This window comes from Kitasatospora sp. NPDC043950, from assembly GCF_056435345.1.
Window position 1 is genome coordinate 51,609 of the sequence record NZ_JBWKER010000038.1, and the last position, 26,071, is coordinate 77,679.

At 72.4% G+C, this 26,071-nt stretch carries 26 protein-coding genes; 13 read left to right on the plus strand and 13 right to left on the minus strand.

Annotated features, from left to right (window positions below; genetic code table 11):
- Positions 1-138 precede the first annotated feature (138 nt).
- Positions 139-1,863, plus strand: a complete 1,725-nt coding sequence (locus AC07BF_RS24720) for a phospho-sugar mutase (RefSeq protein WP_478333927.1) — start codon at positions 139-141, stop codon at positions 1,861-1,863.
- A 63-nt stretch (positions 1,864-1,926) separates the two neighbouring features.
- On the opposite strand, the gene AC07BF_RS24725 is transcribed toward AC07BF_RS24720, so the two are convergent.
- On the minus strand, positions 1,927-2,601 hold the full coding sequence (locus tag AC07BF_RS24725; RefSeq protein WP_363580266.1) for a PH domain-containing protein: 675 nt from the start codon (positions 2,599-2,601) through the stop codon (positions 1,927-1,929).
- Positions 2,602-2,808: 207 nt separating this feature from the next.
- On the opposite strand from AC07BF_RS24725, the gene deoC reads away from it, so the two are divergent.
- The 4 genes from deoC (at position 2,809) to AC07BF_RS24745 (ending at position 7,045) form a co-directional block, all read left to right on the plus strand.
- On the plus strand, positions 2,809-3,795 hold the full coding sequence (gene deoC / locus AC07BF_RS24730) for a deoxyribose-phosphate aldolase (RefSeq protein WP_350877291.1): 987 nt from the start codon (positions 2,809-2,811) through the stop codon (positions 3,793-3,795).
- 5 nt (positions 3,796-3,800) lie between these two features.
- Positions 3,801-5,276 carry an aldehyde dehydrogenase family protein gene (locus AC07BF_RS24735; RefSeq protein WP_363580262.1) on the plus strand — a complete coding sequence of 492 codons (1,476 nt, stop codon included), beginning with the start codon at positions 3,801-3,803 and terminating at the stop codon, positions 5,274-5,276.
- Entirely contained in the window at positions 5,269-6,171 is a 903-nt protein-coding gene (locus AC07BF_RS24740) for an aldehyde dehydrogenase family protein (RefSeq protein ID WP_363624611.1), read from the plus strand. The genes AC07BF_RS24735 and AC07BF_RS24740 overlap by 8 nt, the downstream gene beginning before the upstream one ends.
- Positions 6,172-6,436: 265 nt before the next feature.
- Positions 6,437-7,045 (plus strand): ATP-binding protein, encoded by a 609-nt coding sequence (locus AC07BF_RS24745; protein ID WP_363580258.1) that lies wholly within the window; start codon positions 6,437-6,439, stop codon positions 7,043-7,045.
- Between the two features lie 250 nt (positions 7,046-7,295).
- On the opposite strand, the gene AC07BF_RS24750 is transcribed toward AC07BF_RS24745, so the two are convergent.
- Positions 7,296-7,958: a SigE family RNA polymerase sigma factor gene (locus AC07BF_RS24750; RefSeq protein ID WP_107453068.1), complete on the minus strand. Its 663-nt coding sequence runs from the start codon at positions 7,956-7,958 to the stop codon at positions 7,296-7,298.
- Positions 7,959-8,549: 591 nt separating this feature from the next.
- Here AC07BF_RS24750 and AC07BF_RS24755 point away from each other — a divergent pair.
- The 5 genes from AC07BF_RS24755 to AC07BF_RS24775 all read left to right on the plus strand — a co-directional run bounded on the left by AC07BF_RS24755 (position 8,550) and on the right by AC07BF_RS24775 (position 12,689).
- On the plus strand, positions 8,550-9,227 hold the full coding sequence (locus AC07BF_RS24755) for a response regulator transcription factor (RefSeq protein WP_063349065.1): 678 nt from the start codon (positions 8,550-8,552) through the stop codon (positions 9,225-9,227).
- 120 nt (positions 9,228-9,347) lie between these two features.
- Positions 9,348-10,892: an ATP-binding protein gene (locus tag AC07BF_RS24760; protein ID WP_400811318.1), complete on the plus strand. Its 1,545-nt coding sequence runs from the start codon at positions 9,348-9,350 to the stop codon at positions 10,890-10,892.
- A complete protein-coding gene (locus AC07BF_RS24765) occupies positions 10,889-11,203 on the plus strand; it encodes a hypothetical protein (protein ID WP_363580254.1) in 315 nt (104 codons plus the stop codon). Before AC07BF_RS24760 ends, AC07BF_RS24765 begins: the two co-directional genes overlap by 4 nt.
- 141 nt (positions 11,204-11,344) lie before the next feature.
- Positions 11,345-11,980: a VanZ family protein gene (locus AC07BF_RS24770; RefSeq protein WP_478333928.1), complete on the plus strand. Its 636-nt coding sequence runs from the start codon at positions 11,345-11,347 to the stop codon at positions 11,978-11,980.
- Between the two features lie 229 nt (positions 11,981-12,209).
- Positions 12,210-12,689, plus strand: a complete 480-nt coding sequence (locus tag AC07BF_RS24775; protein ID WP_363580250.1) for a hypothetical protein — start codon at positions 12,210-12,212, stop codon at positions 12,687-12,689.
- Positions 12,690-12,779: 90 nt separating this feature from the next.
- On the opposite strand, the gene aspS is transcribed toward AC07BF_RS24775, so the two are convergent.
- Positions 12,780-14,057, minus strand: a complete 1,278-nt coding sequence (aspS, locus tag AC07BF_RS24780) for an aspartate--tRNA(Asn) ligase (RefSeq protein ID WP_478333929.1) — start codon at positions 14,055-14,057, stop codon at positions 12,780-12,782.
- A gap of 504 nt (positions 14,058-14,561) precedes the next feature.
- Here aspS and AC07BF_RS24785 point away from each other — a divergent pair.
- On the plus strand, positions 14,562-14,747 hold the full coding sequence (locus AC07BF_RS24785) for a PspC domain-containing protein (RefSeq protein WP_363580246.1): 186 nt from the start codon (positions 14,562-14,564) through the stop codon (positions 14,745-14,747).
- A gap of 109 nt (positions 14,748-14,856) precedes the next feature.
- On the opposite strand, the gene AC07BF_RS24790 is transcribed toward AC07BF_RS24785, so the two are convergent.
- From AC07BF_RS24790 to AC07BF_RS24800, 3 genes are all read right to left on the minus strand, one after another.
- On the minus strand, positions 14,857-15,213 hold the full coding sequence (locus AC07BF_RS24790) for an ATP-binding protein (protein WP_363580244.1): 357 nt from the start codon (positions 15,211-15,213) through the stop codon (positions 14,857-14,859).
- Between the two features lie 213 nt (positions 15,214-15,426).
- A complete protein-coding gene (locus tag AC07BF_RS24795; RefSeq protein WP_063349058.1) occupies positions 15,427-16,584 on the minus strand; it encodes an adenosine deaminase in 1,158 nt (385 codons plus the stop codon).
- Positions 16,585-16,714: 130 nt separating this feature from the next.
- Positions 16,715-17,713, minus strand: coding sequence for a LysR family transcriptional regulator (locus AC07BF_RS24800; RefSeq protein WP_478333930.1), 999 nt, complete (start codon positions 17,711-17,713; stop codon positions 16,715-16,717).
- Positions 17,714-17,784: 71 nt separating this feature from the next.
- Here AC07BF_RS24800 and AC07BF_RS24805 point away from each other — a divergent pair, with 71 nt between their 5' ends.
- Both AC07BF_RS24805 and AC07BF_RS24810 read left to right on the plus strand, forming a co-directional pair.
- Positions 17,785-19,074, plus strand: a complete 1,290-nt coding sequence (locus AC07BF_RS24805; RefSeq protein ID WP_478333931.1) for an MFS transporter — start codon at positions 17,785-17,787, stop codon at positions 19,072-19,074.
- A 38-nt stretch (positions 19,075-19,112) separates the two neighbouring features.
- Complete coding sequence (locus tag AC07BF_RS24810) at positions 19,113-19,253, plus strand: AbrB/MazE/SpoVT family DNA-binding domain-containing protein (RefSeq protein WP_478333932.1); 141 nt, start codon at positions 19,113-19,115, stop codon at positions 19,251-19,253.
- A gap of 182 nt (positions 19,254-19,435) precedes the next feature.
- On the opposite strand, the gene AC07BF_RS24815 is transcribed toward AC07BF_RS24810, so the two are convergent.
- The 7 genes from AC07BF_RS24815 to AC07BF_RS24845 all read right to left on the minus strand — a co-directional run bounded on the left by AC07BF_RS24815 (position 19,436) and on the right by AC07BF_RS24845 (position 26,044).
- Positions 19,436-19,774 (minus strand): helix-turn-helix domain-containing protein, encoded by a 339-nt coding sequence (locus tag AC07BF_RS24815; RefSeq protein WP_478333933.1) that lies wholly within the window; start codon positions 19,772-19,774, stop codon positions 19,436-19,438.
- On the minus strand, positions 19,771-19,965 hold the full coding sequence (locus AC07BF_RS24820; protein ID WP_400986049.1) for a hypothetical protein: 195 nt from the start codon (positions 19,963-19,965) through the stop codon (positions 19,771-19,773). Before AC07BF_RS24820 ends, AC07BF_RS24815 begins: the two co-directional genes overlap by 4 nt.
- A 46-nt stretch (positions 19,966-20,011) precedes the next feature.
- The gene (locus AC07BF_RS24825) at positions 20,012-21,289 is read right to left on the minus strand and encodes a thymidine phosphorylase (RefSeq protein ID WP_400811305.1); all 1,278 of its coding nucleotides are present in this window, start codon (positions 21,287-21,289) and stop codon (positions 20,012-20,014) included.
- 96 nt (positions 21,290-21,385) lie between these two features.
- Complete coding sequence (locus tag AC07BF_RS24830) at positions 21,386-21,790, minus strand: cytidine deaminase (RefSeq protein WP_063349052.1); 405 nt, start codon at positions 21,788-21,790, stop codon at positions 21,386-21,388.
- Positions 21,787-23,052, minus strand: coding sequence for an ABC transporter permease (locus AC07BF_RS24835; RefSeq protein ID WP_350877261.1), 1,266 nt, complete (start codon positions 23,050-23,052; stop codon positions 21,787-21,789). The genes AC07BF_RS24830 and AC07BF_RS24835 overlap by 4 nt, the downstream gene beginning before the upstream one ends.
- A complete protein-coding gene (locus tag AC07BF_RS24840; RefSeq protein WP_363580228.1) occupies positions 23,049-24,215 on the minus strand; it encodes an ABC transporter permease in 1,167 nt (388 codons plus the stop codon). The genes AC07BF_RS24835 and AC07BF_RS24840 overlap by 4 nt, the downstream gene beginning before the upstream one ends.
- 5 nt (positions 24,216-24,220) lie before the next feature.
- Positions 24,221-26,044: an ABC transporter ATP-binding protein gene (locus AC07BF_RS24845; protein ID WP_478333934.1), complete on the minus strand. Its 1,824-nt coding sequence runs from the start codon at positions 26,042-26,044 to the stop codon at positions 24,221-24,223.
- Positions 26,045-26,071 lie beyond the last annotated feature (27 nt).

A 26,071-nucleotide genomic window follows, 5' to 3' on the forward strand; every position in this document is an offset into this window, starting at 1 on the left:
CAATCATGAGCGACGGGGCCCTCGGGCGGCCGTGATCCGTTGATCACGCCCCGCGGGCCCCGTCCGCATGTGCACCCCCCTTCTTTGCGGAACCCTCCGGCCGACCAACCGACGCACTTCCCGATGGAGCAGGCAGCCATGACGCAGGCAACCACCACCGACCTCCTCGCCCGGGCCCGAACCTGGCTGGCCGAGGACCCCGACCCGCAGACCCGCGAGGAGCTGACGGCCCTGCTCGCCCGGGCCGAGGACCCGGCGGCCGAGACGGACGGCAAGCTCGCCTGGTCGGACCTCGCCGAGCGCTTCGCCGACCGGCTCCAGTTCGGCACCGCCGGCCTGCGCGGCGAACTGGGCGCGGGCCCGATGCGGATGAACCGCGCCGTGGTGATCCGGGCCGCCGCCGGCCTGGTCGCCTACGTCAAGCAGCAGAACCTGGGCGACCTGGTCGTGATCGGCTACGACGCCCGCCACAAGTCCTACGACTTCGCCCGGGACACCGCCGCCGTGGTGGTCGGCGCCGGCCTGCGCGCCGCGCTGCTGCCGCGCCCGCTGCCGACCCCGGTGCTCGCCTTCGCCGTCCGCCACCTGGGCGCGGCCGCCGGCGTCACCGTGACCGCCAGCCACAACCCGCCGCAGGACAACGGCTACAAGGTCTACCTGGGCGACGGCTCGCAGATCGTCCCGCCGGCCGACGCCGGGATCGCCGCCGAGATCGACGCCATCGGCTCGCTCCACGACGTCCCGCGCGCCGAGGACGGCTGGAAGGTGCTCGGCGAGGACGTCATCGAGGCCTACCTGGCCCGGGCCGTCTCGATCGTCGACGAGCACAGCCCGCGCAACCTCGACGTCGTCTACACCCCGATGCACGGCGTCGGCCGCGACACCCTGGTCGCCGCCTTCCGCCGGGCCGGCTTCCCGGCGCCCACCGTCGTCGCCGAGCAGGCCGAGCCCGACCCGGACTTCCCGACCGTGGCCTTCCCCAATCCGGAGGAGCCGGGGGCGATGGACCTCGCCTTCCGCACCGCCGCCTCGGTCGGCCCCGACATCGTGATCGCCAACGACCCGGACGCCGACCGCTGCGCGGTGGCCATCCCGGCCCTCGCCAACGCGGCCGGCAGCGGCAACGGCACCTCCGGCTGGCGGATGCTGCGCGGCGACGAGGTCGGCGCGCTGCTCGGCGCGGCCCTGGTCGCCAAGAAGGCCGAGGGCGTCTTCGCCACCACCATCGTCTCCGCCACCCTGCTGGGCCGGATCGCCGAGGCCGCCGGCCTGGGCTACGCCGAGACGCTGACCGGCTTCAAGTGGCTCTCCCGCGCCGAGGGCCTGCGCTACGGCTACGAGGAGGCGCTCGGCTACTGCGTCGACCCGCAGGGCGTCCGGGACAAGGACGGCATCACCGCCGCCCTGCTGGTCGCCGAACTGGCCGCCACCCTCAAGACCTCCGGCCGCACCCTGACCGACCTGCTGGACGACCTGGCGCTGGAGCACGGCCTGCACGCCACCGACCAGCTGTCCGTCCGCGTGCAGGACCTCTCGCTGATCGCCGACGCCATGCGCCGGCTGCGCGAGCAGCCGCCGACCGTCCTGGCCGGCCTCCGGGTCACCCGCGCGGACGACCTGTCGGCCGGCTCCGCCGAGCTGCCGCCCACCGACGGCCTGCGCTACTACCTGGCCGGCGAGGCCGTCCGCTCGGCCCGCATCGTGGTCCGCCCGTCCGGCACCGAGCCCAAGCTCAAGTGCTACCTGGAGGTCGTCCTCCCGGTCGCCACCGCCGCCGACCTCGCCGCCACCCGCGAGCGGGCCGCCGAGCTGCTCGAAGCCGTCAAGCGCGACCTGGCCGAGGCCGCGGGCATCGCCGTCTGACGCCCGCCCGTACGAGAAGGGGCCCGCCGGTCGCGTACCGGCGGGCCCCTCGCGTGCTTCGGCTCAGACCGCGATCACCGTGATCAGCGCGGCCAGGCCGGCCAGCGTCGGCGCGATCACCCACCAGCACCACGCCACCTCGACCGGGCCGGCCGCGTCGGGGCGGCGGGCGTTGCGCTCGGCCATCTCCTGGAGCACGTTGGTCACCTGGTCGGACCAGGCGCGGGTCGGGTCGGGCGAGCCCTGCACCACCGGGTTGGCCTGGCGGCCGAACACCATCCCCATCCGGGAGGCGTGCTCGGCGCCGCCGCGCTGCTGGGCCCGGGTCGCCCGCTTGCGCTGCCGCAGTGACACCGGCACCGCCCACACCTGGTACTTCTTGCCCCCGGCCAGCAGCTCGACCGAGTACCCCGCGCGCAGCGCGTCCACCGAGGCCCACGGCGCGGTGATGGTCCGCCACGGGTTGCGCACCAGCAGCCGGCTGCGGTCCGCCAGCACCGCCGGGCGCAGCGTGTAGGCGATCACCGGGAAGGCGAACACCGGTACCGCCGCGAGCGAGACGTACGGCGTCTTCCCCGTCCCGTTCAGCACCGCGTCGCCGATCAACCAGCCGGCGACGGCCAGCAGCAGCACTCCGGAGATCACACCGGGGACAGAGCGGTACACGCGGTCCGCGTACGCGGGATCCCCGTCGGGGGCGGCGGAACCCTGTCGGGGCTTGCCGTCGGAATCGGTCATGCCGTCGATTCTGCCCCATGCCCCCCACCGAGAGGTCTCGGTCCGGCATCGAATGCCGCCCCCGGACCACCCGGTCGCCGGTCGCCGCGCGGCCCGGCCGTACACGCTCCCTGCCACCCCTCCGCCTTCTCCGAGGTCTCGGTCCGGCCACGAAAGGCAGGCCCCCTAGCGGTCGACTACGCGCGTAGATATGCTGCTCTGGTGACTATGTCCACTGTTGCAGCCAATGCCCTCGGCGTTGCGGGCAGCGGCCTTCAGGACGTTGCGGCGTCCGAGGCCTCGCTCCGCCGCTTCCTGCACGGCCTGCCCGGCGTCGACCAGGTCGGCCTCGAGGCGCGTGCCGCCACCCTCGGTACCCGCTCGATCAAGACCACGGCGAAGGCCTACGCCATCGACCTGGCGATCTCGATGATCGACCTGACCACGCTGGAAGGCGCGGACACGGTCGGCAAGGTGCGCGCCCTGTGCGCCAAGGGCAGGACCCCCGACCCGACCGACCCGACCACCCCCCGCGTCGCCGCCATCTGCGTCTACCCGGACATGGTCGCCACCGCGAAGGACGCCCTGCGGGGCACCGACATCCAGGTCGCCTCGGTGGCCACCGCCTTCCCGGCCGGCCGCGCCGCCCTCCCGGTGAAGCTCGCCGACACCGCCGACGCGGTCGCCGCGGGCGCCGACGAGATCGACATGGTGATCGACCGGGGAGCCTTCCTCTCCGGCCGCTACTACGACGTCTTCAACGAGATCGTCGCCGTCAAGGAGGCGTGCAAGCGCCCGGACGGCACCAGCGCCCACCTCAAGGTGATCTTCGAGACCGGCGAGCTGCAGACGTACGACAACGTGCGCCGCGTCTCCTGGCTGGCGATGCTGGCCGGCGCCGACTTCATCAAGACCTCCACCGGCAAGGTCGCCGTCAACGCGACCCCGCCGGTCACCCTGCTGATGCTGGAGGCGGTCCGCGACTTCAAGGCGCAGACCGGCGTCCAGGTCGGCGTGAAGCCCGCCGGTGGGATCAAGACCACCAAGGACGCCATGAAGTACCTGGTGATGGTCAACGAGACCCTCGGCGACGACTGGCTGAGCCCGCACTGGTTCCGCTTCGGCGCCTCCAGCCTGCTCAACGACCTGCTGATGCAGCGCCAGAAGCTCACCACCGGACGTTACTCCGGCCCCGACTACGTGACGGTGGACTGATCACCATGGCCAAGAAGAAGAACATCGAGGAGCCCGTGAAGGCCTCCGGCCTCTTCGCCTACGCCCCGGCCCCCGAGTCCCCCGCCGCCGCGGGCGACATCGCCACCTCCTACGGCCACTTCATCGGCGGCGAGTTCGTCGACTCCTCCGGCAGCGAGGCCCTGAAGACGGTCAACCCGGCCACCGAGCAGGTGCTCGCCGAGTTCGCCCAGGGCACCGACGAGGACGTGGACCGCGCGGTCGCCGCCGCCCGCAAGGCCTTCGCCGACTGGTCGGCGCTGCCGGGCAGCGAGCGCGGCAAGTACCTGTTCCGGATCGCCCGGATCATCCAGGAGCGCAGCCGCGAGCTGGCCGTGCTGGAGTCGATCGACAACGGCAAGCCGATCCGCGAGACCCGCGACTTCGACATCCCGACCGTCGCCGCGTGGTTCTTCTACTACGCCGGCTGGGCGGACAAGCTGGACTACGCGGGCTTCGGCCCGAACCCGCGCCCGCTGGGCGTGGCCGGCCAGGTCATCCCGTGGAACTTCCCGCTGATGATGCTGGCGTGGAAGATCGCGCCCGCCCTGGCGACCGGCAACACCGTCGTCCTCAAGCCGGCCGAGACCACCCCGCTGACGGCCCTGCGCTTCGCCGAGATCTGCCGCCAGGCCGGTCTGCCGAAGGGCGTCGTCAACATCGTCACCGGCGACGGCCGCACCGGCGCCGCGCTCACCGCGCACCCGGACGTCAACAAGGTCGCCTTCACCGGCTCCACCCCGGTCGGCAAGGCGATCGCCAGGCAGCTGGCCGGCAGCCGCAAGAAGCTGTCGCTGGAGCTGGGCGGCAAGGCCGCGAACATCGTCTTCGACGACGCGCCGATCGACCAGGCGGTCGAGGGCATCGTCAACGGCATCTTCTTCAACCAGGGCCACGTCTGCTGCGCGGGCTCGCGCCTGCTGGTCCAGGAGTCGATCCAGGACGAGCTGCTGGACGCCCTGAAGCGCCGGATGTCCACCCTGCGGGTCGGCGACCCGCTGGACAAGAACACCGACATCGGCGCCATCAACTCGGCCGCCCAGCTGGCCCGGATCACCGAGCTGACCGACGCCGGCGAGGCCGAGGGCGCGGACCGCTGGTCGCCCGAGTGCGAACTCCCGGGCACCGGCTTCTGGTTCAAGCCGACCCTGTTCACCGGCGTCAGCCAGGCCCACCGGATCGCCCAGGAGGAGATCTTCGGCCCGGTCCTGTCGGTGCTGACCTTCCGCACCCCCGACGAGGCGGTCGCGAAGGCCAACAACACCCCGTACGGCCTCTCCGCCGGCATCTGGACGGAGAAGGGCTCGCGCATCCTGTGGACGGCGAGCCGGCTCAAGGCCGGCGTGGTCTGGGCCAACACCTTCAACAAGTTCGACCCGACCTCGCCGTTCGGCGGCTACAAGGAGTCGGGCCACGGCCGCGAGGGTGGCCGCCACGGTCTGGAGGCCTACCTCGATGTCTGATGTCGCGACGCGTCTTGACGTCTTCAAGACCTACAAGCTGTACGTCGGCGGGAAGTTCCCGCGCTCCGAGAGCGGGCGGGTGTACGAGGTGACGGACGCCAAGGGCCAGTGGCTCGCCAACGCTCCGCTGGGCACCCGCAAGGACGCCCGCGACGCCGTCCTGGCCGCCCGCGCGGCGGTCAAGGGCTGGGCCGGCACCACCGCGTACAACCGCGGCCAGGTGCTGTACCGGGTGGCCGAGATGCTGCAGGGCCGCCGCGAGCAGTTCGCCGCCGAGGTCTCCGCCGCCGAGGGCATCGGCCCGAAGAAGGCCGCCGCGCTGGTGGACGCCGCGATCGACCGCTGGATCTGGTACGCGGGCTGGACGGACAAGGTCGCCCAGATCGCGGGCGGCGCCAACCCGGTCGCCGGCCCCTTCTTCAACCTCTCCACCCCGGAGCCGACCGGCGTGGTCGGGATCGTCGCCCCGCAGGCCGGGTACGGGCACTCGCTGCTCGGCCTGGTCTCGGTGATCGCCCCGGCGATCGCCACCGGCAACACGGTCGTGGTCGCGGCCGCCGCGGACGCCCCGCTGCCGGCCCTGTCGCTGGGCGAGGTGCTCGCCACCTCGGACGTCCCCGGCGGCGTGGTCAACATCATCTCGGGCAAGACCGCCGACATCGCGCCCACCCTGGCCTCGCACCAGGACGTCAACGCGGTGGACCTCACCGGCGCGATCGCCGCCGACGGCCCCGGCGCGGCGCAGGCGCTGGAAGCGGCCGCCGCGGATACCCTGAAGAGGGTGGTCCGTCCGGAGCTGGACCCGTTCGCCCAGGACTGGACCAATGCGCCCGGTACCGACCGGCTACTCTCGTTCCTGGAGACGAAGACGGTCTGGCACCCGATGGGGATCTGACCGCCCCGTCGACCACCGAGTAACAACTCCACAGACTGGCCGTCCCCAGTGCCCTCTCCCCCCCAGGGCCCGGACGGTCATTGGACGGACCCGCGCCTCTCCCCCCCTGGCGCGGGTCCGTCGCCTTTCCGTGCCGTTTCGACGCCGTCCTCCGGCTCGCCGATCCCCGGAGCTCTCAGAAGGTGTGATCCGACGGGTTTCGGCATCGGGCCCGGATGCGTCAGACTGGTGTCCCGTGAGTGACGACCCGCTGAATCCTGTGCCGATGACCCACGCCCGGGTCGTCCTGCTGTCCGGCCCCTCCGGCTCCGGGAAGTCCTCGCTCGCCGAGCGCAGCGGGCTGCCGGTCCTGCAACTGGACGACTTCTACAAGGACGGGGACGACCCCACCCTGCCGCTGCTGCCCGACGGCGCGGTCGACTGGGACTCCCCGCTCGCCTGGCACCGCGACCAGGCGGTCGCCGCGATCCGCAGCCTGTACGCGACCGGCCGTGCCGACGTCCCGGTGTACTCGATCCCGGACAACGGCCGGATCGCCACCCGCGCCCTGGACCTGGACGGCGCCCCCGCGTTCATCGCCGAGGGCATCTTCGCCGCCGAGATCACCGCCGAGTGCGCCGCCGAGGGCCTGCTCGGCGATGCCCTGTGCCTGCGCAACGGCGCGCTCACCACGGCCTGGCGCCGACTGCGCCGGGACGTCCGGGAGGGCCGCAAGTCGCTGCCGGTGCTGCTGCGCCGCGGCTGGCGGCTGATGCGCGCCGAGCGCTCCATCGTCGGGCGGCAGGTCACCCTGGGCTCCCACCCGTGCGCCGGGGCCGAGGCCGAGCGCCGGATCCGCGCCGCGGCCGGGCGGCGGGAGCTGTCCTCCGTCTGAGCCGCCCTCCGTTGGGGCGGGCCGTGCTCCGTTCGGGCGGGCCGTCTCCGGACGAGGGCTCGACGCGGAACGAAGACACGAAGAACGACGGGCCCGGTGCGTCTCCCCCGCACCGGGCCCGTCGCCTTCCCCGAACGGCCGTCGGGCTCCCCGTGTTCACCGCTCCCCCGAGCCGGCGTCCACGCACCGCGACCGTCCGCTACCCGTCCCCCGACGGGAGTTCCACTCCTTCGCGTCACCCGCGTCCGCGTCAGGCGACCAGCTCGCCGAACGCCCGGACGGTGTCGCCCGACTTGTTCAGGTGCTCGTCCTCGCGCAGCCGGCGCAGCGCCCGCCAGATGCTGCTCTTGACCGTGCCGACGCTGATCCCCAGCACGTCGGCGATCTCCGGGTCGGTCTTGCCCTCGTAGTACCGCAGCACCAGCATGGTGCGCTGGTTCTCCGGAAGCTTCGCCAGCGCCTGCCAGAGCACGGTGCGCAGCTCGGTGCCGCCCATCGCGTCGGTGTCGCCGGCCGTCTCCGGCAGCTCCTCGGTCGGGTACTCGTTGACCTTGCGGCGCCGCCAGGCGGAGATGTGCAGGTTGGTCATGGTGCGGCGGAGGTACCCGCCGACCGCGGCCTTGTCGGTGATCCGGCCCCAGGCCCGGTAGGTGCTGAAGAGCGCGCTCTGCAGCAGGTCCTCGGCCTCGTAGCGGTCACCGGTGAGGTGGTACGCCGTGGCGTACAGGGAGGCGCGGCGCTCGCGCACGTACGCGGTGAACTCCGTGATGTGGTCCTCCGCGACGGCCGGGTGCTCCCCCTGCGCGTCCGCCCGTCCCGCCTCGGTGGTGCGGGCCGCCGCCGGGTTCAGCTGCAGCAGCGTCGCACCGGCGGCCTCGCGGCCGGCCGACTCCCCCGAGCCGACCGTCCGCAGGCCGTTCCCGCCGACGCCCCGGTTCCCCGCCGGAGCGTCCTTGCCCTCGACGCGGACGGGGAGGATCCCCCGCAGCGTGAGGGTGTTGCCGGAGTCGGCCGCGTTCCCCACCCGGCCGATCCCGTACAGCTCCCCCGTCCTGGCGCCGCCGCTCACCCGGCGGGCGACAGGGTTTCCACCGGTGCTGTGCGCGCACCCCCGTACGGTCACGGCACCGGAGTTCTCGTCGGTCCTGACCTCGTACCGGGTCCGCGGGGCGGTGGCTGACGAGCGCGCGGTGCGGACAGCCGGGTTGGTCCGGGTCTGAAGCATGGCGTTCATCGTGCGCCCCCTGGGTCGGTACGAGCGGTTCCTGTTGCCGCCTTCCAGCCGGCCGGGTTGGCCCGCTGTCCTGCGGCGACATGGAAAATCTTGCCCGCCGGTTGTGATGGCGCTGTCCGCCGACTGTCACAGGGGTGTCACAGGGGCGGGCCTTTCGTCCCGGTCCGCCTCCCTCCGTACCGGACGCCGGTGGTGCTCCTTCCGGTTCCCGTACGGGCGGTGACCGGTCCTGGGGGTGATTCGACGCTTCGAGTGGGCCAAAATGGGGCCGTGCCTTTCCTCCTTCTGATCGAGGACGACGACGCCATCCGGACCGGCCTCGAACTCGCCCTCACCCGCCAGGGCCACCGTGTGGCCACCGCCGCCTCCGGCGAGGACGGTCTGAGGCTCTTCAAGGAGCAGCGGCCCGACCTGATCGTGCTGGACGTCATGCTGCCCGGAATCGACGGCTTCGAGGTCTGCCGCCGCATCCGCCGCACCGACCAGCTGCCGATCATCCTGCTGACCGCCCGTTCGGATGACATCGACGTGGTCGTCGGCCTGGAGTCCGGCGCCGACGACTACGTGGTCAAGCCGGTGCAGCCACGGGTGCTGGACGCCCGGATCCGGGCCGTGCTGCGGCGCGGCGAGCGGGAGAGCTCCGACTCCTCCGCGTACGGCACCGTGGTGATCGACCGGGCGGCGATGACCGTCACCAAGGACGGGCAGGACCTCCAGCTCACCCCGACCGAGCTGCGGCTGCTCCTGGAGCTCAGCCGCCGCCCCGGCCAGGCGCTCTCCCGCCAGCAGCTGCTTCGGCTGGTCTGGGAGCACGACTACCTGGGTGACTCCCGTCTGGTGGACGCCTGCGTGCAGCGGCTGCGGGCGAAGGTCGAGGACGTCCCGTCCGCGCCGACCCTGATCCGCACCGTCCGCGGCGTGGGCTACCGGCTGGACCCGCCGGCCTGAGCGCCTCTCCCGTCCTCCTGCTTCCCGTCCTCCTGGCTGCCGCCCTCCTGATCCGCCTGGGCTGCCCGAAATTCCTGAACTCCCTGAACTCCCTGAACTTCCGTACGACGACAGGCTCTTGTGACTGATCATCAGACGACGGCCCGCCGCTTCACCGCGGGCCCGTGGCGCAGGCTGCGTTCCCTGCGCGTACGGCTGATCGCGGTGTTCGCGGCGGTCGCGCTGCTCGCCGCCGTCTCGGCCTCCGGCATCGCCTACTGGCTCAACCGCGACGCGGTGCTCAAGCGCGCCCAGGACACCGCCCTCAACGACTTCCGGGTCTCGCTCAGCCGCAACGTCTCCGAGCTGCCGCTGAACGCGAGCTGCCCGGACCTGACCACGCTCGCGTCCACCGTCGCCAGCTCCGGACTGAGTTACGACGTGGTGGTGGCCGACCCGGCGCACCCGGAGTGCACGGCCTCCTCCGACCCGGGGCAGTTCACGCTGGCCGACGTCCCGGCGGCGCTGCAGTCCACCGTCGCCAGACAGCGCGAGGTCACCGAGAGCAACCCGTACCCGTACCACCTGTACTGGCAGCGGCAGAACCTGGCGGGCCAGCCGTTCCTGATCGGCGGCACCAAGGTGGTGCCGACCGGCCCGACGGCGTACATGTTCAAGTCGCTGGAGAACGAACGCAAAGACCTCAACACGCTGGGCTGGTCGCTGGCCATCGCCACGCTGCTCGCGCTGATCGGCTCGGCGCTGCTCGCCCAGGCGGCCTCGTCGACCGTGCTGCGGCCGGTCAAGCGGCTCGGCGACGCCGCCCGACGGCTCGGCGAGGGACACCTGGACACCCGGCTGGAGGTCGAGGGCGGGGACGAACTCGCGGACCTGGCGAGGACGTTCAACCGGGCCGCGGAGTCGCTGCACGAGCAGGTCGAGGAGTTGAGCGCGCGCGAGGCGCAGAGCCGGCGGTTCGTCGCCGACATGTCGCACGAGCTGCGCACACCGCTGACCGCGATGACCGCCGTCACCGACATCCTGGAGGACGAGGCCGAGTCGCTGGACCCGATGATCGCGCCGGCCGTACGGCTCGTGGTCAGCGAGACGCGGCGGCTGTCCGACCTGGTGGAGAACCTGATGGAGGTGACCCGCTTCGACGCCGGCACCGCCAAGCTGGTCGCCGACGAGGTGGACATGGCCGACCTGATCATGTCCTGCATCGACGGCCGGGCCTGGTACGACGCCGTCGAACTGGACGCCCCGCGCGGCATCCTGGCCGTGGTCGACCCGCGCCGGCTCGACGTGGTCTTCGCCAACCTGATCGGCAACGCGCTCAAGCACGGCGGCTCCCCGGTGCGGGTCAAGGTCCGGCAGACCGCGGGCTCGGTCGTCATCGAGGTCTCCGACAGCGGCCCGGGCATCCCCGAGGACGTGCTGCCGCACGTCTTCGACCGGTTCTACAAGGCGGACCGGGGACGGGCCCGCTCGGAGGGCAGCGGCCTGGGGCTGTCGATCGCGATGGCCAACGCACAGATCCACGGGGGCACGATCACGGCGGCGAACGGGGAGGTCGGGGCGGTGTTCACGCTGACGCTGCCGCTGGCCCCGCCGCCTCCGCCGAACGAGGGCGAGACCGGTGACGGCCCCCTCGGCGACGCCGCCCAGGACAAGGACGCCACGTGACCGCCCCCACCCGCACCGCCCTGCGCCGCACCGCCGGCGCCCTGCTGCTGCTCGCGCTCGCCTCCGGCTGCGGCATCCGGCCGACCGCCGTCCCGGTGGACGCGGGCGCCCCGGCCAGCCGGACGGCCTGCCCGACCGCCCCGCACATACCGACCGCCCTGGCCACGCCGCCGGCGCCCACGCCGACCCCGCCGGCCCGCGGCGCCGCCAAGGCCGGTGTGAGCCCGAGCCCGTCGCCCACGGTGGTGCCCGCCACCCCGCCGGCCGACAACGTGTTCGGCGCGGTGCCGACCGCGGCGCCCTGCCGGTAGTCCCGCCTGCCCCTCGTCCGCCGCCCCGCCGCCCCGCCGTTCCACCGCTCGGCCCCGGGGCGGCGGGAGGCCAGGGGCGCGCCCCGGAATGTTCACGCCCGGGGTGGAACCACCGCGCCACCGGCCCACGTCCTTCCCCCCGTGCAGCGAGATGGCACCAGGACACGCGACGAGCGTTCCGGCGCACGGACCAGGAACCGGCCGGCGACGGCCGTCCACCGTCCCCTTCGAACAGCCGGACTGGCGGGCCTGACCTGTCACCTGGCCCTCGTCCTCTGGCTGGTGGTGCTGAGGCCGCTGCCGGTTCCCTGGGTGTACGACACCAACCTGACGCCGCTGGCCTCCCTCCGCTCCTCCACCGGCTGGCAGGTGGTCGGCGAGTTCCTCCTGCTGGCCCCGCTCGGCGTGCTGCTCCCGCTGTCCGGCGGCCGGCTGCGGGCCCCCTGGCTGCCGTCCTTCCTGCGCACCACCGGCGCCTCCGCCCTGCTGGCGACCGGCCTGGAGTTCCTCTCCTCCTGGACGCCCGGGCACGTCCTCAACGTCGACCACATACTGCTCGCCGTGATCGGCGTGGCCATCACCCACCTGGCCCTCGTCCCCGGCCTGCGGCGGCTGCTGCGCGACCGGCGGCCGCAGGTCCGGGTGCCGGTGCCCGCGCCCGGGGCTGCGCCCGCGACTGCGCCTGCGCCTGCGCCTGCGCCGAAGGTGACCGCCCTGGTCGGCCCGCCGGTCGCGCGCGCCCGCGCCTACGCCGAGCCCACGCCCCCCGCTCGCTGAGGCCCGTCCTCCCGCACCACGGCGAGTGCGTTCCCGCACTCGCCGTCGAGGCCGCAAAAGACCCGCGGCACCTCATAGTCAGTCATTTCCCACCTCGTCCATTGCCGTTCCGTCGGGGTGCGACGACTCCGTGATGAAAAGGCGACGCCGAATGTCGGCCGCCTCCGGTAATCTGCGCTGTCGCCCCAAAGGCCTCACCGCCTTATCCCCCGTCCCACAGGAATCCCCCTTGAACAATCTCGATTTCAGCGCCGAGCCGCTTTTCTCCTGGTACGTCGTCGCGCTGGCGATCAGCGGTGCCGCCATGCTGGTCCTCGGAGCGGTCAATCCCGGTAGCGGCCTGAAGGTCGGCTGGCGAATCATCAACGTCCTCGCCGGCCTCGGATTCCTGGGGTACGCCTACTACCTCGCGTTCGTCTTCGAAGGCGGCCGGTACGAGATCTTCTTCAAGGCGTTCATCCTGCCGATCGCGCTGATCGCCAACTCCGTGAAGGCGATCGTCGAACGCGGCAACGCCAAGAACCAGCAGTCGGCCCCGCAGGCGGCGCCGTACGACCCCAACGCCCCGCAGGCGCCGTACGGCCAGCCCGTCCCGCCGCAGGGCGCCGCGCCGCAAGCCGCGCCGTACGCTCCGCCGGCGCAGCCCGTGCCGAACAACCCGTACGCGCAGCCGGTGCCGCCGGCCGGGCAGTCCGGGCAGGCGCAGTAACCGCCTGTTGATCCGCCGCCGACGGGCGGGGGGCTCCGGTCCGTCCGGTGTCCCCCGCCCGTCGGTGTCAGGGTGTCAGGGCGTCAGGGGTCAGGGCGTCAGGCGGTGCAGGTCGCGCGGGAAGAGCGTGGTCCGGCGGATGTTGTCGGTGCCGGTGAGCCGCGCCGTCCAGCGCTCCAGCCCCAGCGCGAACCCGCCGTGCGGCGGCATCCCGTGCGCGAAGGAGCGCAGGTAGCCCTCGTACGGCTGGACCGGCTCGCCCCGGGCCGCCAGCGCGGCCAGGTAGTCCTCGTACCGGTGCAGCCGCTGGCCTCCGGTGACCAGTTCGAGCCCGCGGAAGAGCAGGTCGAAGCTGTTGGAGTACTCCGGGCGGCCCGGTTCCGGGTGGGTGTAGAAGGGCCGCTTGCGCATCGGGTAGCCGACCACGAACAGGAACTCGCTGCCGTGCTCGCGCAGCGCCCACTCGCCGAGCCACCGCTCGTGCGCCGGGGCGAGGTCCGGCTCGTCGACGCCCAACAGCCGGATCGCCTCGGCGAAGTGGAGTTGCGGGATCTCCGCCGGGACCTCGGGCGGCTTCACCTCCAGCAGGTCGACGGCGGCGCCGGCCCGCTCGGCCACCGAGGCGACCATCCCGGCGACCACCTCGCGCAGCACGGCCATCACCTCGCGGTGGTCGGTGATGAAGCCGAGCTCCGCGTCGAGGCTGGTGTACTGCGCCAAGTGCCGCGCGGTGTCGTGCGGTTCGGCCCGGAACACCGGCCCGGTCTCGTAGACCCGCTCGAACACCCCGACCATCGCCTGCTTGAAGAACTGCGGCGACTGCGCGAGGTAGGCGGGGCGGCCGAACCAGTCCAGCGCGAAGACGTCCGCCCCGGACTCGGTGGCCGAGGAGACCACCTTCGGGGTCTGGATCTCGGTGAAGCCCAGGCCGTCGAGGGTGGCCCGGAACCCGCCCACCGAGGCCGCCGCGATCCGGTGCAGGGCGGACAGGCGCGGGTGGCGGAGGGTGACGGGAGCGCCGTCGAGGATCACCGGGAGGGCGGCCTCGACGGTCGGCCGGAACAGGCTGAACGGGGGCGCCTCGGCGAGGCTGGACAGGACCTCGACGGTGGGCGAGGTCAGCTCGACGCCGGCCGGCGCCTGCGGGTTGGCGGTGACGGTGCCACGGATCCGCAGGACGGTCTCCTCCGGCAGGTCGGGACCGGCGCCGGGGGCGACCACCTGGGCCGGTCCGGAGCGGTCCCGGATCACCAGGAAGGTGACGGACTTGAGTGCGCGGCGGCGGTGCAGCCAGCCGCTGATCTCTACGGATTCGCCGACGTGGCCGGGTAGTTCGGCGGCCAGGACACGGGTCGTCGGGTGGATCATCGCGGCCCTCCAGGGGCGTCGTGGTGATCCCTTCGGAATGCGGGCGAGAAGGGCAACTCGCGGTGCCACCGCACTTTCGCCGCCGCCCGCGCGGGCGGCGGCCTCATTGCGGCCCGTTGACGGGGGCCGGCCGGCGGGGCATTTCCTCCCCGCACTCGGGAGTGTCTTCGCTCCGGGGCGCGGGGCCGCCTTCACAGCTGCCGGCGGCTCTCTCGGCCCACGGGGCCCGGAGGTACTCGTCTCCCTCGACGTGTTGCCGGAGAGGCTAGACCGGCCCGCCACCGGCCCGCAACGGGCTTTCCCGCCGCCGGGCGGGCGCCACCTGGGGCATCCGCACTCCGGGCGACCCTGAGACGGACCCCGACACCCGGCTACGCCTCACCGGCGAGTCGGCGGGGTGGCGAATCGACTGCCAGGTGGACGTTTCCGGGAGCGCGGTGGCGGAGAGTGGAAATTAAGCCCGCCGGATCGGCCGGATCGGGTGCCACGACACGGAGTTGACCCATGAGCGCCCGTCTCGCCCGTCCCCGTCACAACCGCGTCATCGCCGGCGTCTGCGCCGGGCTTGCCGAGCGCTACGGCGTGACGCCGTGGACCGTGCGACTGATCTTCCTGATCTCGATCATCCTGCCCGGGCTCCAGTGCCTGGTCTACCTGGTCCTCTGGGTGCTGCTCCCCCAGGAGCCGTAAGCCCGGGAGCCGTACGCCCGGCGCCGTCGCGCCGGGCCCGGTACGACGGCGGGCCGCCCGCTCCCGGGATCACCGGGGCGGACGGCCCGTCGCCGTGCCGGCGGCCAGGTCAGCCGGCCAGGCCCGGCAGCGGCAGGGTGTGGGTCAGCCCGCCGATGGGGGTCTTGTCGATGCCGGGGATGGTCGGGATGGCGCCACGCGTGGTGGCACCGGCCTCGGCGGCCGGGGCGGGCGCCGCCTGGCCGGCGGCCGGGGTGAGGGTGCCGAGCGTGCCGGTGACCTTGTCGCCGCCGGGCAGCTTGGCGGCGGTGTCGGTGACCGCACCGGTCACCGCGGGGTTCGTGACCGCGCCGGTGGGCAGCCCGAGGCCGCCGGGCGCGGGGGCGGCGGCGGCGGTACCGGCGCCCACCGCCGCGATGGCGATGCCGAGCGCCGCGGTGCCGGCGGCCTTGAGAGCCTGCTTCATGGTTCGTCCCTTGGGTCGTCGTCGGTGGCCGACATCGGGACGGGGCGGACGGGCTACCGCCGCCACGGCCTGTCAGCATGGACGGGCACACCGTAGTGAGTGGGCCGCGCGAGGACCAAAGGGCGTTCACTCACCCGAGTGAGTAGTCGGATGAACGCCAACTCCCTTTCGGGACATGGGCGTTCACCCGACCATTCGAACGGGCCGGGCCGCTCAGCTGTCGCCGGTGCCCGAGCTGAACAGCCACTCCGCCTTCAGTTCGGCGTACCCCGGCTTGATCACGTCGTTGATCATCGCCAGCCGCTCGTCGAATGGCAGGAACGCGGACTTCATCGCGTTCACCGTGAACCACTCCATGTCCCCCAGCGTGTAGCCGAAGGCCTCCACCAGGTGCCCGAACTCGCGGCTCATGCTGGTGCCGCTCATCAGCCGGTTGTCGGTGTTCACGGTGACCCGGAACTTCAGCCGGCTGAGCAGCCCGATCGGGTGCTCGGCGTACGAAGTGGCCGCCGCGGTCTGGAGGTTGGAGGTCGGGCACATCTCCAGCGGGATGCGCTTGTCGCGCACGTACGCGGCCAGCCGGCCGAGCTCGACGCTGCCGTCCTCGGCCACCGTGATGTCGTCGACGATCCGCACGCCGTGGCCGAGCCGGTCGGCGCCGCAGCACTGCAGGGCCTCCCAGATCGACGGCAGGCCGAAGGCCTCGCCCGCGTGGATGGTGAAGTGGTTGTTCTCGCCCTTGAGGTAGTCGAAGGCGGCCTGGTGGCGGGTGGGCGGGTGACCCGCCTCGGCACCGGCGATGTCGAAGCCGACGACGCCCTGGTCCCGGTGGCGGTTGGCCAGTTCGGCGATCTCGGTGGAGCGGGCGGCGTGCCGCATCGCGGTCAGCAGGGTGCCGACCCGGATCCGGTGGCCGGCCGCGCGGGCGTTGGCCTCGCCGAGGCGGAAGCCCTCGTTCACGGCCTGGACGACCTCGTCCAGGGACAGGCCGGCCTCCAGGTGCTGCTCGGGGGCGTAGCGGACCTCGGCGTACACGACGCCGTCGGCGGCCAGGTCCTCGGCGCAGTCGGCGGCGACCTTGATCAGGGCCTCGCGGGTCTGCATCACGGCGCAGGTGTGCGCGAAGGTCTCCAGGTAGCGGACCAGCGAGCCGGAGTCGGCGGCCTCGCGGAACCACTCGCCGAGCTCCTTGGCGTCGGTGGTCGGAAGGCCCTCGTAGCCGACCGCGGCGGCCAGCTCGACGACCGTCTCCGGGCGCAGCCCGCCGTCGAGGTGGTCGTGCAGCAGCACCTTCGGCGCGCGGCGGATCTGGTCGGGGGTGGGGATGCGCGGGCCGGCGCCCGCGGCGGTGACAGGGATCTGCTTCTCCATTGCGGAAATATAGCCCCTACGCGCGTAGACCCACCACTGTTGACGCGGCCGGTTCGGCGAAAGTCCACCGGGAATTCCACCGCCCGGGCCATCCGCGACACATTCGGCCCGGTTGTGGCCCGGTTACGGCTCAGTCGTGCTGCAGCAACCGGCCCCGCCGGGACAGCACGAAGTCCCGGAACGCCGCCACCGGCGGGGTCAGCGGCCGCCCCGCCGCCCAGGCCAGCCCGATCGCCCGCCGGGTGCGCGGCGCCGTCACCTCCAGCTCCACCACCCCCGGCCGCGGCACCAGCGCCGGCGGCAGCAGCGCCACCCCCAGCCCGGCCGCGACCAGCCCGCGCAGCGTCTCCGCCTCCTCCCCCTCGAAGGCCAGCCGCGGCACGAACCCGGCCTGCGCGCAGAAGCCGTCCGTGATCGCGCGCAGCCCGTACCCCTGCTCCAGCCCGACGAACGGCTCCTCGGCCACCTCCGCCAGTCGGATCCGCCGCCGGCCCGCCAGCCGGTGGTCCGCCGGGACGACCAGGTGCAGCCGCTGCTCGTCCAGCGGGCGGGCCGTGAAGGCCGGATCGTCCGGCAGCGGCGCGACCAGGCAGAGGTCCAACTCCCCCGCCCGCAACCGCTCCAGCATCGCCCCGACGTAGTCCTGCACCAGCTGGAACCGGACCTGCGGATGCCCCGCCCGGAACCCGCGCAGCAGCGCCGGCACTGCGTCCGTCCCCATCGTGTGCAGGAAGCCGAACGCCACCCGCCCGGCCGCCGGATCGGCCTCCGCCCGGGCCGCCTCCGCCCCCCGCTCGACCTCCGCCAGCGCCCGCTCCACCGAGGCCAACAGCAGCCGGCCGGCCCTGGTCAGCCGGACCGTCCGGCCCTGACGGGCCAGCAGGTCCACGCCCAGCTCCTCCTCCAGCCGGGCCACCGCCCGCGACAGCGTCGGCTGCGGCACCCCGAGCAGCGCGGCCGCCCGCGTCACGTGCTCCAGCCGGGCCACCGCCGCGAACTGGGCCAGCCGGGGCGCCAGCAGCACCGCCGGCTCGTCCGGCCCCAACTCCGCCACCCGGTACCGCGGCTCCGTGCCGTCCGTCACGTCCGCCCGGTCCACCCCGGCCATCCCGCCACCACCTCGACTCATACGACAACGCATCGATTATCCACCGTTCATGCATTGGACGCATCAACCGCGGCGCGCCTACCGTCGACGACATGCAGCCCGCCGATACCAGGGCATCCGTGACCACCCCGGATGCCCCCGCCCCCGCCCCCTCGCACGACGACCGCCACCGCCCCGGCCAGCGCGCCTTCCGCCGCGCCAACCTCGCCCTGTTCGCCGCCGGAGTCGCGACCTTCGTCCTGCTCTACTCCACCCAGGGCCTGCTGCCGATCCTCTCGGCCGACCTCGACCTCACCCCCGGCCAGGCCAGCTGGACGGCCTCCGCCGCCACCCTCGGACTCGCGCTCGCCCTGCTCCCCGCCAGCGCCCTGTCCGACCGGTACGGCCGCACCGCCGTGATGACGGCCTCCACCCTCGCCGCCGCCACCCTCGCCCTCGCCCTGCCGTTCGCGCCCGACCTCACCACCCTCGTCGTACTGCGCGTCCTCCAGGGCGCCGCGCTGGCCGGGCTGCCCGCCACCGCCATGGCCTACCTTGCCGAGGAGGTCCACCCCAGCGCCCTGGCCTCCGCGATGGGCCTGTACGTGGCCGGCAACAGCATCGGCGGCATGGGCGGCCGACTGCTCTCCGGCTGGACCGCCGCGGCCTTCGGCTGGCGCTGGGGCCTCGCCGCCTCCGCCGCCCTCGCCCTGCTCGCCGCGCTCGCCTTCCGGCTGCTGATCCCCGCCGCCCGGCACTTCACCCCGGCCCCGGTGGACGCCCGCGCCCTGGCCCGCACCGTCGGCCGGCACCTGCGCAACCCGCTGCTGGTGCGGCTGTACGCGCTCGGACTGCTGTTCATGGCCGTGTTCGGCGCGGTCTACAACACCGTCGGCTACCGGCTGATCTCGGCGCCGTTCCACCTGCCCGAGTCCGTCGCCGCCTCGATCTTCGTCGTCTACCTGGTCGGCACCGGCACCTCCGCCGCCGCCGGCCGACTCGCCGCCCGGCTCGGCCGCCGCGGCGCGCTCTACGTCTCCATCGGCGTGACCGCCGCCGGGCTGCTGCTCTCCCTCACCGAGTCCCTGGTCTGCGCCCTGCTCGGCCTGGTCCTGATCACCGCCGGTTTCTTCGCCGGCCACGCCACCGCCTCCTCCGCGGTCGGCCGCACCGCCACCGAGGGCCGCGCCCAGGCCTCCGCCCTCTACCTGATCGCCTACTACCTCGGCAACAGCCTCGGCGGCACCCTGGGCGCCGACGCCTACCACGCCACCGGCTGGCCGGGCGCCGCCACCGTCGGCCTCACCGCCATGACCCTCGCCGCCGCCGTCACCCTCTACGCCACCCGCCGGGCCCACGCGGCCCGGCGAGAGGACCGACTGGGCAGACTTTCCGCCAGGTAGACCTCAAGCGCCGCCGCCCCCACCTGGTGTCCACGCCCGTGCGGAAGAAGGGCGTGGTCACCATCCCGCAGGAGATAAGGGAGCAACTGGACCTCCAGGAGGGCGACGCCTTCCTGCAGTCCCTCGCCAACGAGGGCGGCCTGGACCTGGAGGAGATCAAGCGCCGTGCCGACGCATGAGTCGCCGGCCCACTTCCTCCGCGACTGGAAGGGCCTGACTCCCGCGCAGAAGGCCGCATTCCTCGTCGCCGTCGCCCAGTTCGTCACCGACCTGCGGGCCGGTCAGGGCTTCCGACGCGGCCTGCGCGTGAGGAAAAGGAGCCCGCACCCGGCAGACCGGGTGCGGGCTCCTCGTCGGTCCCTCATGCAGCCGGCGCGTGAAAGCGAAGCTTCGTATCGGCGCCGGGCACCACGTGGAGGTCCAGCTCGGCTTCCAGAGCCACCGCCAGCTTTTCCAGCAGCAACAGGGTAGGGACTGTGTCAGCTCCCTCGATGCTCTCGATCTCCGCCTCGGTCATGTTCGCGCGGCGGGCCACTTCGGCCTGCGACAGGCCGAGAGCAGTGCGGCGGTCGTAGAGAGCCTGTCCGAAGGCCAGCGCATAGCGGATCTCCCGCCGGTGCTCGACCACCTCGGGCGGTTCTTCGACCTGCTCGCCCAGCAGCGCACGCGTGCGAGCGGTCTTCCACTGGAGGTGGTTCATCGCTGCTCTCCCTTTCCGAAAATTCTCGCAGCGCCCCCCAGATGGCGCGTGTACGGCTCACCGAGTGTCGTGGGGTGGTCGGCCAGCAGATCGACGGTCTCTTCGACCTTGCGATAGCGCCGGTCCGACAGCTCACAGAGCCACTGTCGGACCTCCGGTTCGATCTCGACCGTGAAGCGGTCAACTCCCATGTGCGGCAGCGTAGGACACGCTGCCGCACATGGGGTAATCACGTGGTCACGCGATGCGGTCGAGGACGATCGGGTTCGGGGTGAAGGCCGTGCCGGCCGGGGAGACCGCGATGCCGCCCGCCAGCGCCTCGATGGCGTAGTCGTAGCGCTCGGGGGTGTCGGTGTGCAGGGTCAGCAGGGGCTGGCCGGCCACGACGGTGTCGCCGGGCTTGGCGTGCATCTCGACGCCGGCGCCGGCCTGGACCGGGTCCTCCTTGCGGGCGCGGCCGGCGCCGAGGCGCCAGGCGCAGACGCCGACGGCGTAGGCGTCGAGCTCGGTGAGGACGCCGGAGGCGGGCGCCGGGATGACGTGCTGCTCGCGGGCGACCGGGAGCGGGGCGTCGACGTCGCCGCCCTGGGCGGCGATCATGCGGCGCCAGTGGTCCATCGCGGAGCCGTCGCGCAGCGCGTCGGCCGGGTCCTTGCCGTGCACGCCGGCCGCGGCGAGCATCTCGCGGGCGAGGGCGAGGGTGAGCTCGACGACGTCGGCGGGGCCGCCGCCGGCCAGCACCTCGATCGACTCGCGGACCTCCAGCGCGTTGCCGGCGGTGAGGCCGAGCGGGGTGGACATGTCGGTGAGCAGGGCGACGGTGTTCACACCGGCGCTGGTGCCCAGGCCGACCATGGTGCGGGCGAGTTCGCGGGCGTCGTCGAGGTTCTTCATGAAGGCGCCGGAGCCGACCTTGACGTCCAGGACCAGGGCGCCGGTGCCTTCGGCGATCTTCTTGGACATGATCGAGGAGGCGATCAGCGGGATGGCCTCGACGGTGCCGGTGACGTCGCGCAGCGCGTAGAGCTTCTTGTCGGCGGGCGCGAGGCCGTCACCGGCGGCGCAGATGACCGCGCCGGTGGAGCGCAGGACGTCGAGCATCTCCTCGTTGGAGAGCAGGGCGCGCCAGCCGGGGATGGACTCCAGCTTGTCGAGGGTGCCGCCGGTGTGGCCGAGGCCGCGGCCGGAGAGCTGCGGGACGGCGGCGCCGCAGGCGGCGACGAGCGGGGCGAGCGGGAGGGTGATCTTGTCACCGACGCCGCCGGTGGAGTGCTTGTCACTGGTGGGCAGCGGCAGCGAGGAGAAGTCCATCCGGACGCCGGAGCGGATCATGGCGTCGGTCCAGCGGCTGATCTCGTGCGGCTTCATGCCGTTCAGCAGGATCGCCATGGCCAGGGCGGACATCTGCTCGTCGGCGACCTCGCCGCGGGTGTAGGCGTCGATGACCCAGTCGATCTGAGCGTCGCTCAGTTCTCCGCTGTCGCGCTTGGTCCTGATGACGGAGATGGCGTCCATGCGTGCTCCAAGAGGGGTTTCAAAAGCGAAGAGTGTCGCGAGATGACCGGGTTCCGGCCCACTCGCGACACTCTACGCGCGTAACAATTGTCGAAGCTAGAGCCGCTCCGGCCCGAACGCGTCGGGCAGGACCTCACTCATCGGGCGGATCCCCGAGGGCAGCTCGATCAGCAGTTCCGGCCCGCCGTGCTCGTAGAGCAGCTGGCGGCAGCGCCCGCACGGCATCAGCAGTTCGCCCGCGCCGTCGACGCAGGTGAAGGCCGTCAGCCGGCCGCCGCCGGTGGCGTGCAGCGCGGACACCAGCCCGCACTCGGCGCACAGCCCGAGCCCGTACGAGGCGTTCTCGACGTTGCAGCCGGTGACCAGCCGCCCGTCGTCCACCAGCGCGGCCGCGCCGACCGGGAACTTGCTGTACGGGGCGTACGCGTGGGTCATCGCCTCGCGCGCGGCGGCGCGCAGCCGCTCCCAGTCGATCGCGGCCGACGCCGCAGGCGCCGTCACTTGCCCTGGCCCTTGCGGTAGATCTGGCCATCGGCCTTCGGCATCCGCAGCCGCTGGGAGGCCAGCGAGAGCACCACCAGGGTGATCACGTACGGCGTGGCGACGATCAGCGGGCGCTGCACCTCGTCGGTGAGCGCGTACCAGGCGCCGAGACCGCCGGCGACCACGAAGGAGATCGCCGCACCGGTGAACTTGCGCCGGTACAGCTGCCAGAGCGCGAGCAGCGCCATCGCGATGGCGACGGTCAGGATCAGCACGTGCACCGACTCCGGGTCGCGCAGCTGGAGGCTGTCGGTGAAGCCGAACAGGCCGGCGCCCATGGCGAGGCCGCCCGGCATCCAGTTGCCGAAGATCATCGCGGCGAGGCCGATGAAGCCGCGGCCGAGGGTCTGCCCGTCCTTGTAGAAGTGCGCCGCGACCAGCGAGAGGTACGCACCGCCGAGACCGGCGAAGGCGCCGGAGGCGATGACCGCGAGGTACTTGTACTTGTAGACGTTGACGCCCAGCGACTCGGCGGCGGTCGGGTTCTCACCGCAGGAGCGCAGCCGCAGGCCGAACACCGTGCGCCAGAGCACGAAGTAGCTGACCACGATCATCGCGCCGGCCACCAGCACGACCACCGAGATGTTGGTGACCAGGCCGCCGACCACGCCGGCCACGTCCGAGACCAGGAACCAGTGGTGCTTCTCGATGTCGGACAGCCACGAGGACAGCCCGGGGACGGTGATGTACGGCAGCGGATCCGCCGGCGGCGACTGGTTCGCACCCGCGCCGACCGCGATGTAGTCCTTGTAGTAGATCCGGTTGACGTACGCGCAGATGCCGGGGATCAGCAGGTTGATGCCGACGCCGGAGACGATGTGGTCGACGCCGAAGGTGACGGTCACGAGCGCGTGCAGCAGACCGCCGAGCGCGCCGCCGAGCATGCCGGCCAGCAGGCCGACCCACGGGTTGACCAGGTAGCCGGCCCAGGCACCGCAGAAGGTGCCGGCGACCATCATGCCTTCGAGGCCGATGTTGACCACGCCGGCCCGCTCGGACCACAGACCACCCAGACCGGCCATGCCGATCGGCACGGCGGCGCTGAGCGCGGCGGTGATCTGACCGGAGGAGGTCAGCGCGTGGTTGCCGGTGGCCATGCCCACGGCGGAGAACAGGACCAGGGCGCCCGCGATCAGCAGCAGCACCACCGGCCAGGACATCTTGCGCTTCTTGGTGGGCGCGCCCGGCGCCTTCGGACGCGCGGCGGTAGCCGTGCTCATGCGGACACCTCCTTCTTCTCAGTGGCCGCGAGCTGAGCCGCGAGCTGGGCGGCGAGCTGGGCGCCGACCTTCTGCTGCTGGCGCTTCAGGCCGTAGCGGCGCACCAGCTCGTAGGCGACGACGACGCAGATGACGATGGTGCCCTTCATGACGTCGACGATCTCGAAGGGGAAGCCGCCCTGGAGCGGCAGCTGGGAGCCGGTGGTGTCCAGGAACGCGAACAGCAGGGCCGCGAAGGCCATGCCGATCGGGCTGTTGCGGCCCAGCAGGGCGATCGAGATGCCGAGGAAGCCCAGACCGGGCTGGAAGCTCTGGCCGTAGTAGAACGAGTTCTGCACCAGCTCGGGCATGCCGATCAGACCGGCGATCGCGCCGGAGACCGCCATCGAGATGATCACCATGCGCTTGACGTTCACGCCGGACGCGGTCGCGGCCGACTCCGAGCGGCCGGTGGCGCGCAGGTCGAAGCCGAAGCGGGTGCGGGTCAGCGCGAACTGGAACACCACGCCGACCAGGGCGGCGATGAAGATGAAGCCCCAGAGCGGGCCACCCGCCGTCTCCATCGTGAAGAAGTGGCTGGACTGCGAGATCGGGTCGGTCTGGATCGAGTTGCTGGTGGCGCTCGTCTTCGGCGCGAAGATGCCGGGGACGAGCAGCAGGCCGACGACCGCGATCGAGATCGAGTTCAGCATGATGGTCGAGATGACCTCGCTGACCCCGCGGTAGACCTTCAGCAGACCGGCGATGCTCGCGTACAGGCCGCCGACCAGCATGGCGGTGACCAGCAGCAGCGGGATCTGGATGATCGCCGGCAGGTCGACCTTGGCACCGACGAAGGCCGCGAACAGCGCCGCGACCTTGTACTGGCCCTCGACGCCGATGTTGAACAGGTTCATCCGGAACCCGAAGGCGGCGGCAGCGGCGGCCAGGTAGTACGTGGTGGACCGGTTGAGGATCCCCACTTGGCCGTCCGACTTGCCGGCGTACGTGAGCATCACGTTCCACGCGTCGAACGGGTTCTTGCCCGAAGTCGCCAGCAGGACGGAACAGATCACGATGGAGAGCACGACCGCGAGCACCGGCGCCGCCAGTGCGAGCACGATCCGCTCACCGCTGATCCGCTGCGCCAGGCTGCGCTTGGCGGCGGTGTTGGGACTGGTCATGTGGGTTACTCCCCCGCCTGCGGGTCGTCGGCGGTGTCGGTGGGGCCGGCGTCGGACTCGGCCTCGGTGCCCTCCACGAGGATCTCGTGGAACTGCTCGACGGCCTCCGCATCGGACTCGATGTGGCCGCTGGCGGCACCCGTCATGGCGGTACCGAGGTCCTCGGCGGTGACGGTGGCCGGGTCGGCGTCGGCGACCAGGCGCCCGCGGTAGATGACCCGGATGGTGTCGGACAGGCCGATCAGCTCGTCCAGGTCGGCGGAGATCAGCAGGACGGCCAGACCGGCCCGCTGGGCGACCCGGATGTGCTCCCAGATCTGCGCCTGCGCGCCGACGTCCACACCACGGGTGGGGTGCGCGGCGATCAGCAGCTTGGGCTGGTGGCTCATCTCGCGGCCGATGATCAGCTTCTGCTGGTTGCCGCCGGAGAGGGAGGCCGCGGTGACCTCGATGCCCGGGGTGCGGACGTCGTAGTCCTCGACGATCCGCCAGGTGTCCTTGCGGGCGGCGCCCGGGTCGAGCAGGACGCCCTTGGAGTTGGGCGCCTCGGTGACGTGACCGAGGATCCGGTTCTCCCAGAGCGGGGCCTCCAGCAGCAGGCCGTGCTTGTGGCGGTCCTCGGGGATGTAGCCGATGCCGGCCTCGCGGCGGGCCCGGGTGAGCGAGCCGGAGAGGTCCTTGCCGTCCAGGGTGACGGTGCCGCCGTCCAGCGGCAGCATGCCCATGATGGCCTCGACCAGTTCGGCCTGGCCGTTGCCCTCGACGCCGGCGATGCCGAGGATCTCGCCCTTGTGGATGCGCAACGAGATGTCGTCGAGGACGACGCGCTCGATGCCCTCGGCGTCGGTCTTGGCGATCCGCAGGTCCTTGACGTCGAGCATCTCGGTCGTGGTGACGGTCGACTCGCGGCTCTCCGGGGAGGGCAGCTCGGCGCCGACCATCATCTCGGCCAGCTGACGGGCGGTGACGGCCTTCGGGTCGGCGTCGCCGACCGTGGTACCGCGCCGGATCACGCTGATCGCGTCGGCCACCGCCAGCACCTCGTGCAGCTTGTGCGAGATGAAGATGACGGTGACGCCCTCGGACTTGAGCTCGCGCAGGTTGTCGAACAGCGCGTCGACCTCCTGCGGGACGAGCACGGCCGTCGGCTCGTCGAGGATCAGGATCTTGGCGCCGCGGTAGAGCACCTTGAGGATCTCGACGCGCTGGCGGTCGGCGACGCCGAGGTCCTCGACCAGGGCGTCCGGGCGCACGCCCAGGCCGTACTGGTCGGAGATCTCCTTGATCTTCGCCTTCGCCTTGGCGCCGATGCCGTGGAGCTTCTCGCCGCCGAGGACGACGTTCTCCCACACGGTGAGGTTGTCGGCCAGCATGAAGTGCTGGTGGACCATGCCGATGCCGCGGGAGATGGCGTCGCCCGGGGTGTTGAACTCGCACGGCTCGCCGTTGATCGCGATGGTGCCCTCGTCCGGCTTCTGCATGCCGTAGAGGATCTTCATCAGCGTCGACTTGCCGGCGCCGTTCTCACCCATCAGGGCGTGCACGGTACCGCTGCGGACGGTGAGGTTGATGTCGTGGTTGGCCACGACACCGGGGAAGCGCTTGGTGATGCCGCGCAGTTCGACGGCCGATGTCGCCGTCCCCGCGCTGGGGGTACCGTCCTCGCGCGGGGGGACGGGGTCGGATGCGGTGATGGCGATCTCCTGGTGGTCTGGAGGCGCGTCGTTGCGCTGGGAGGGCCAAGGGGAAGACGGGGGGACGGGACGGGGCCCGGGGGTACGCGTTGAGCGCACCCTGCCGGGCCCCTCCCGTGATGCTTTGCCGTTCATCGCGCTGCCGGGCAGGCGGCAGTCGCT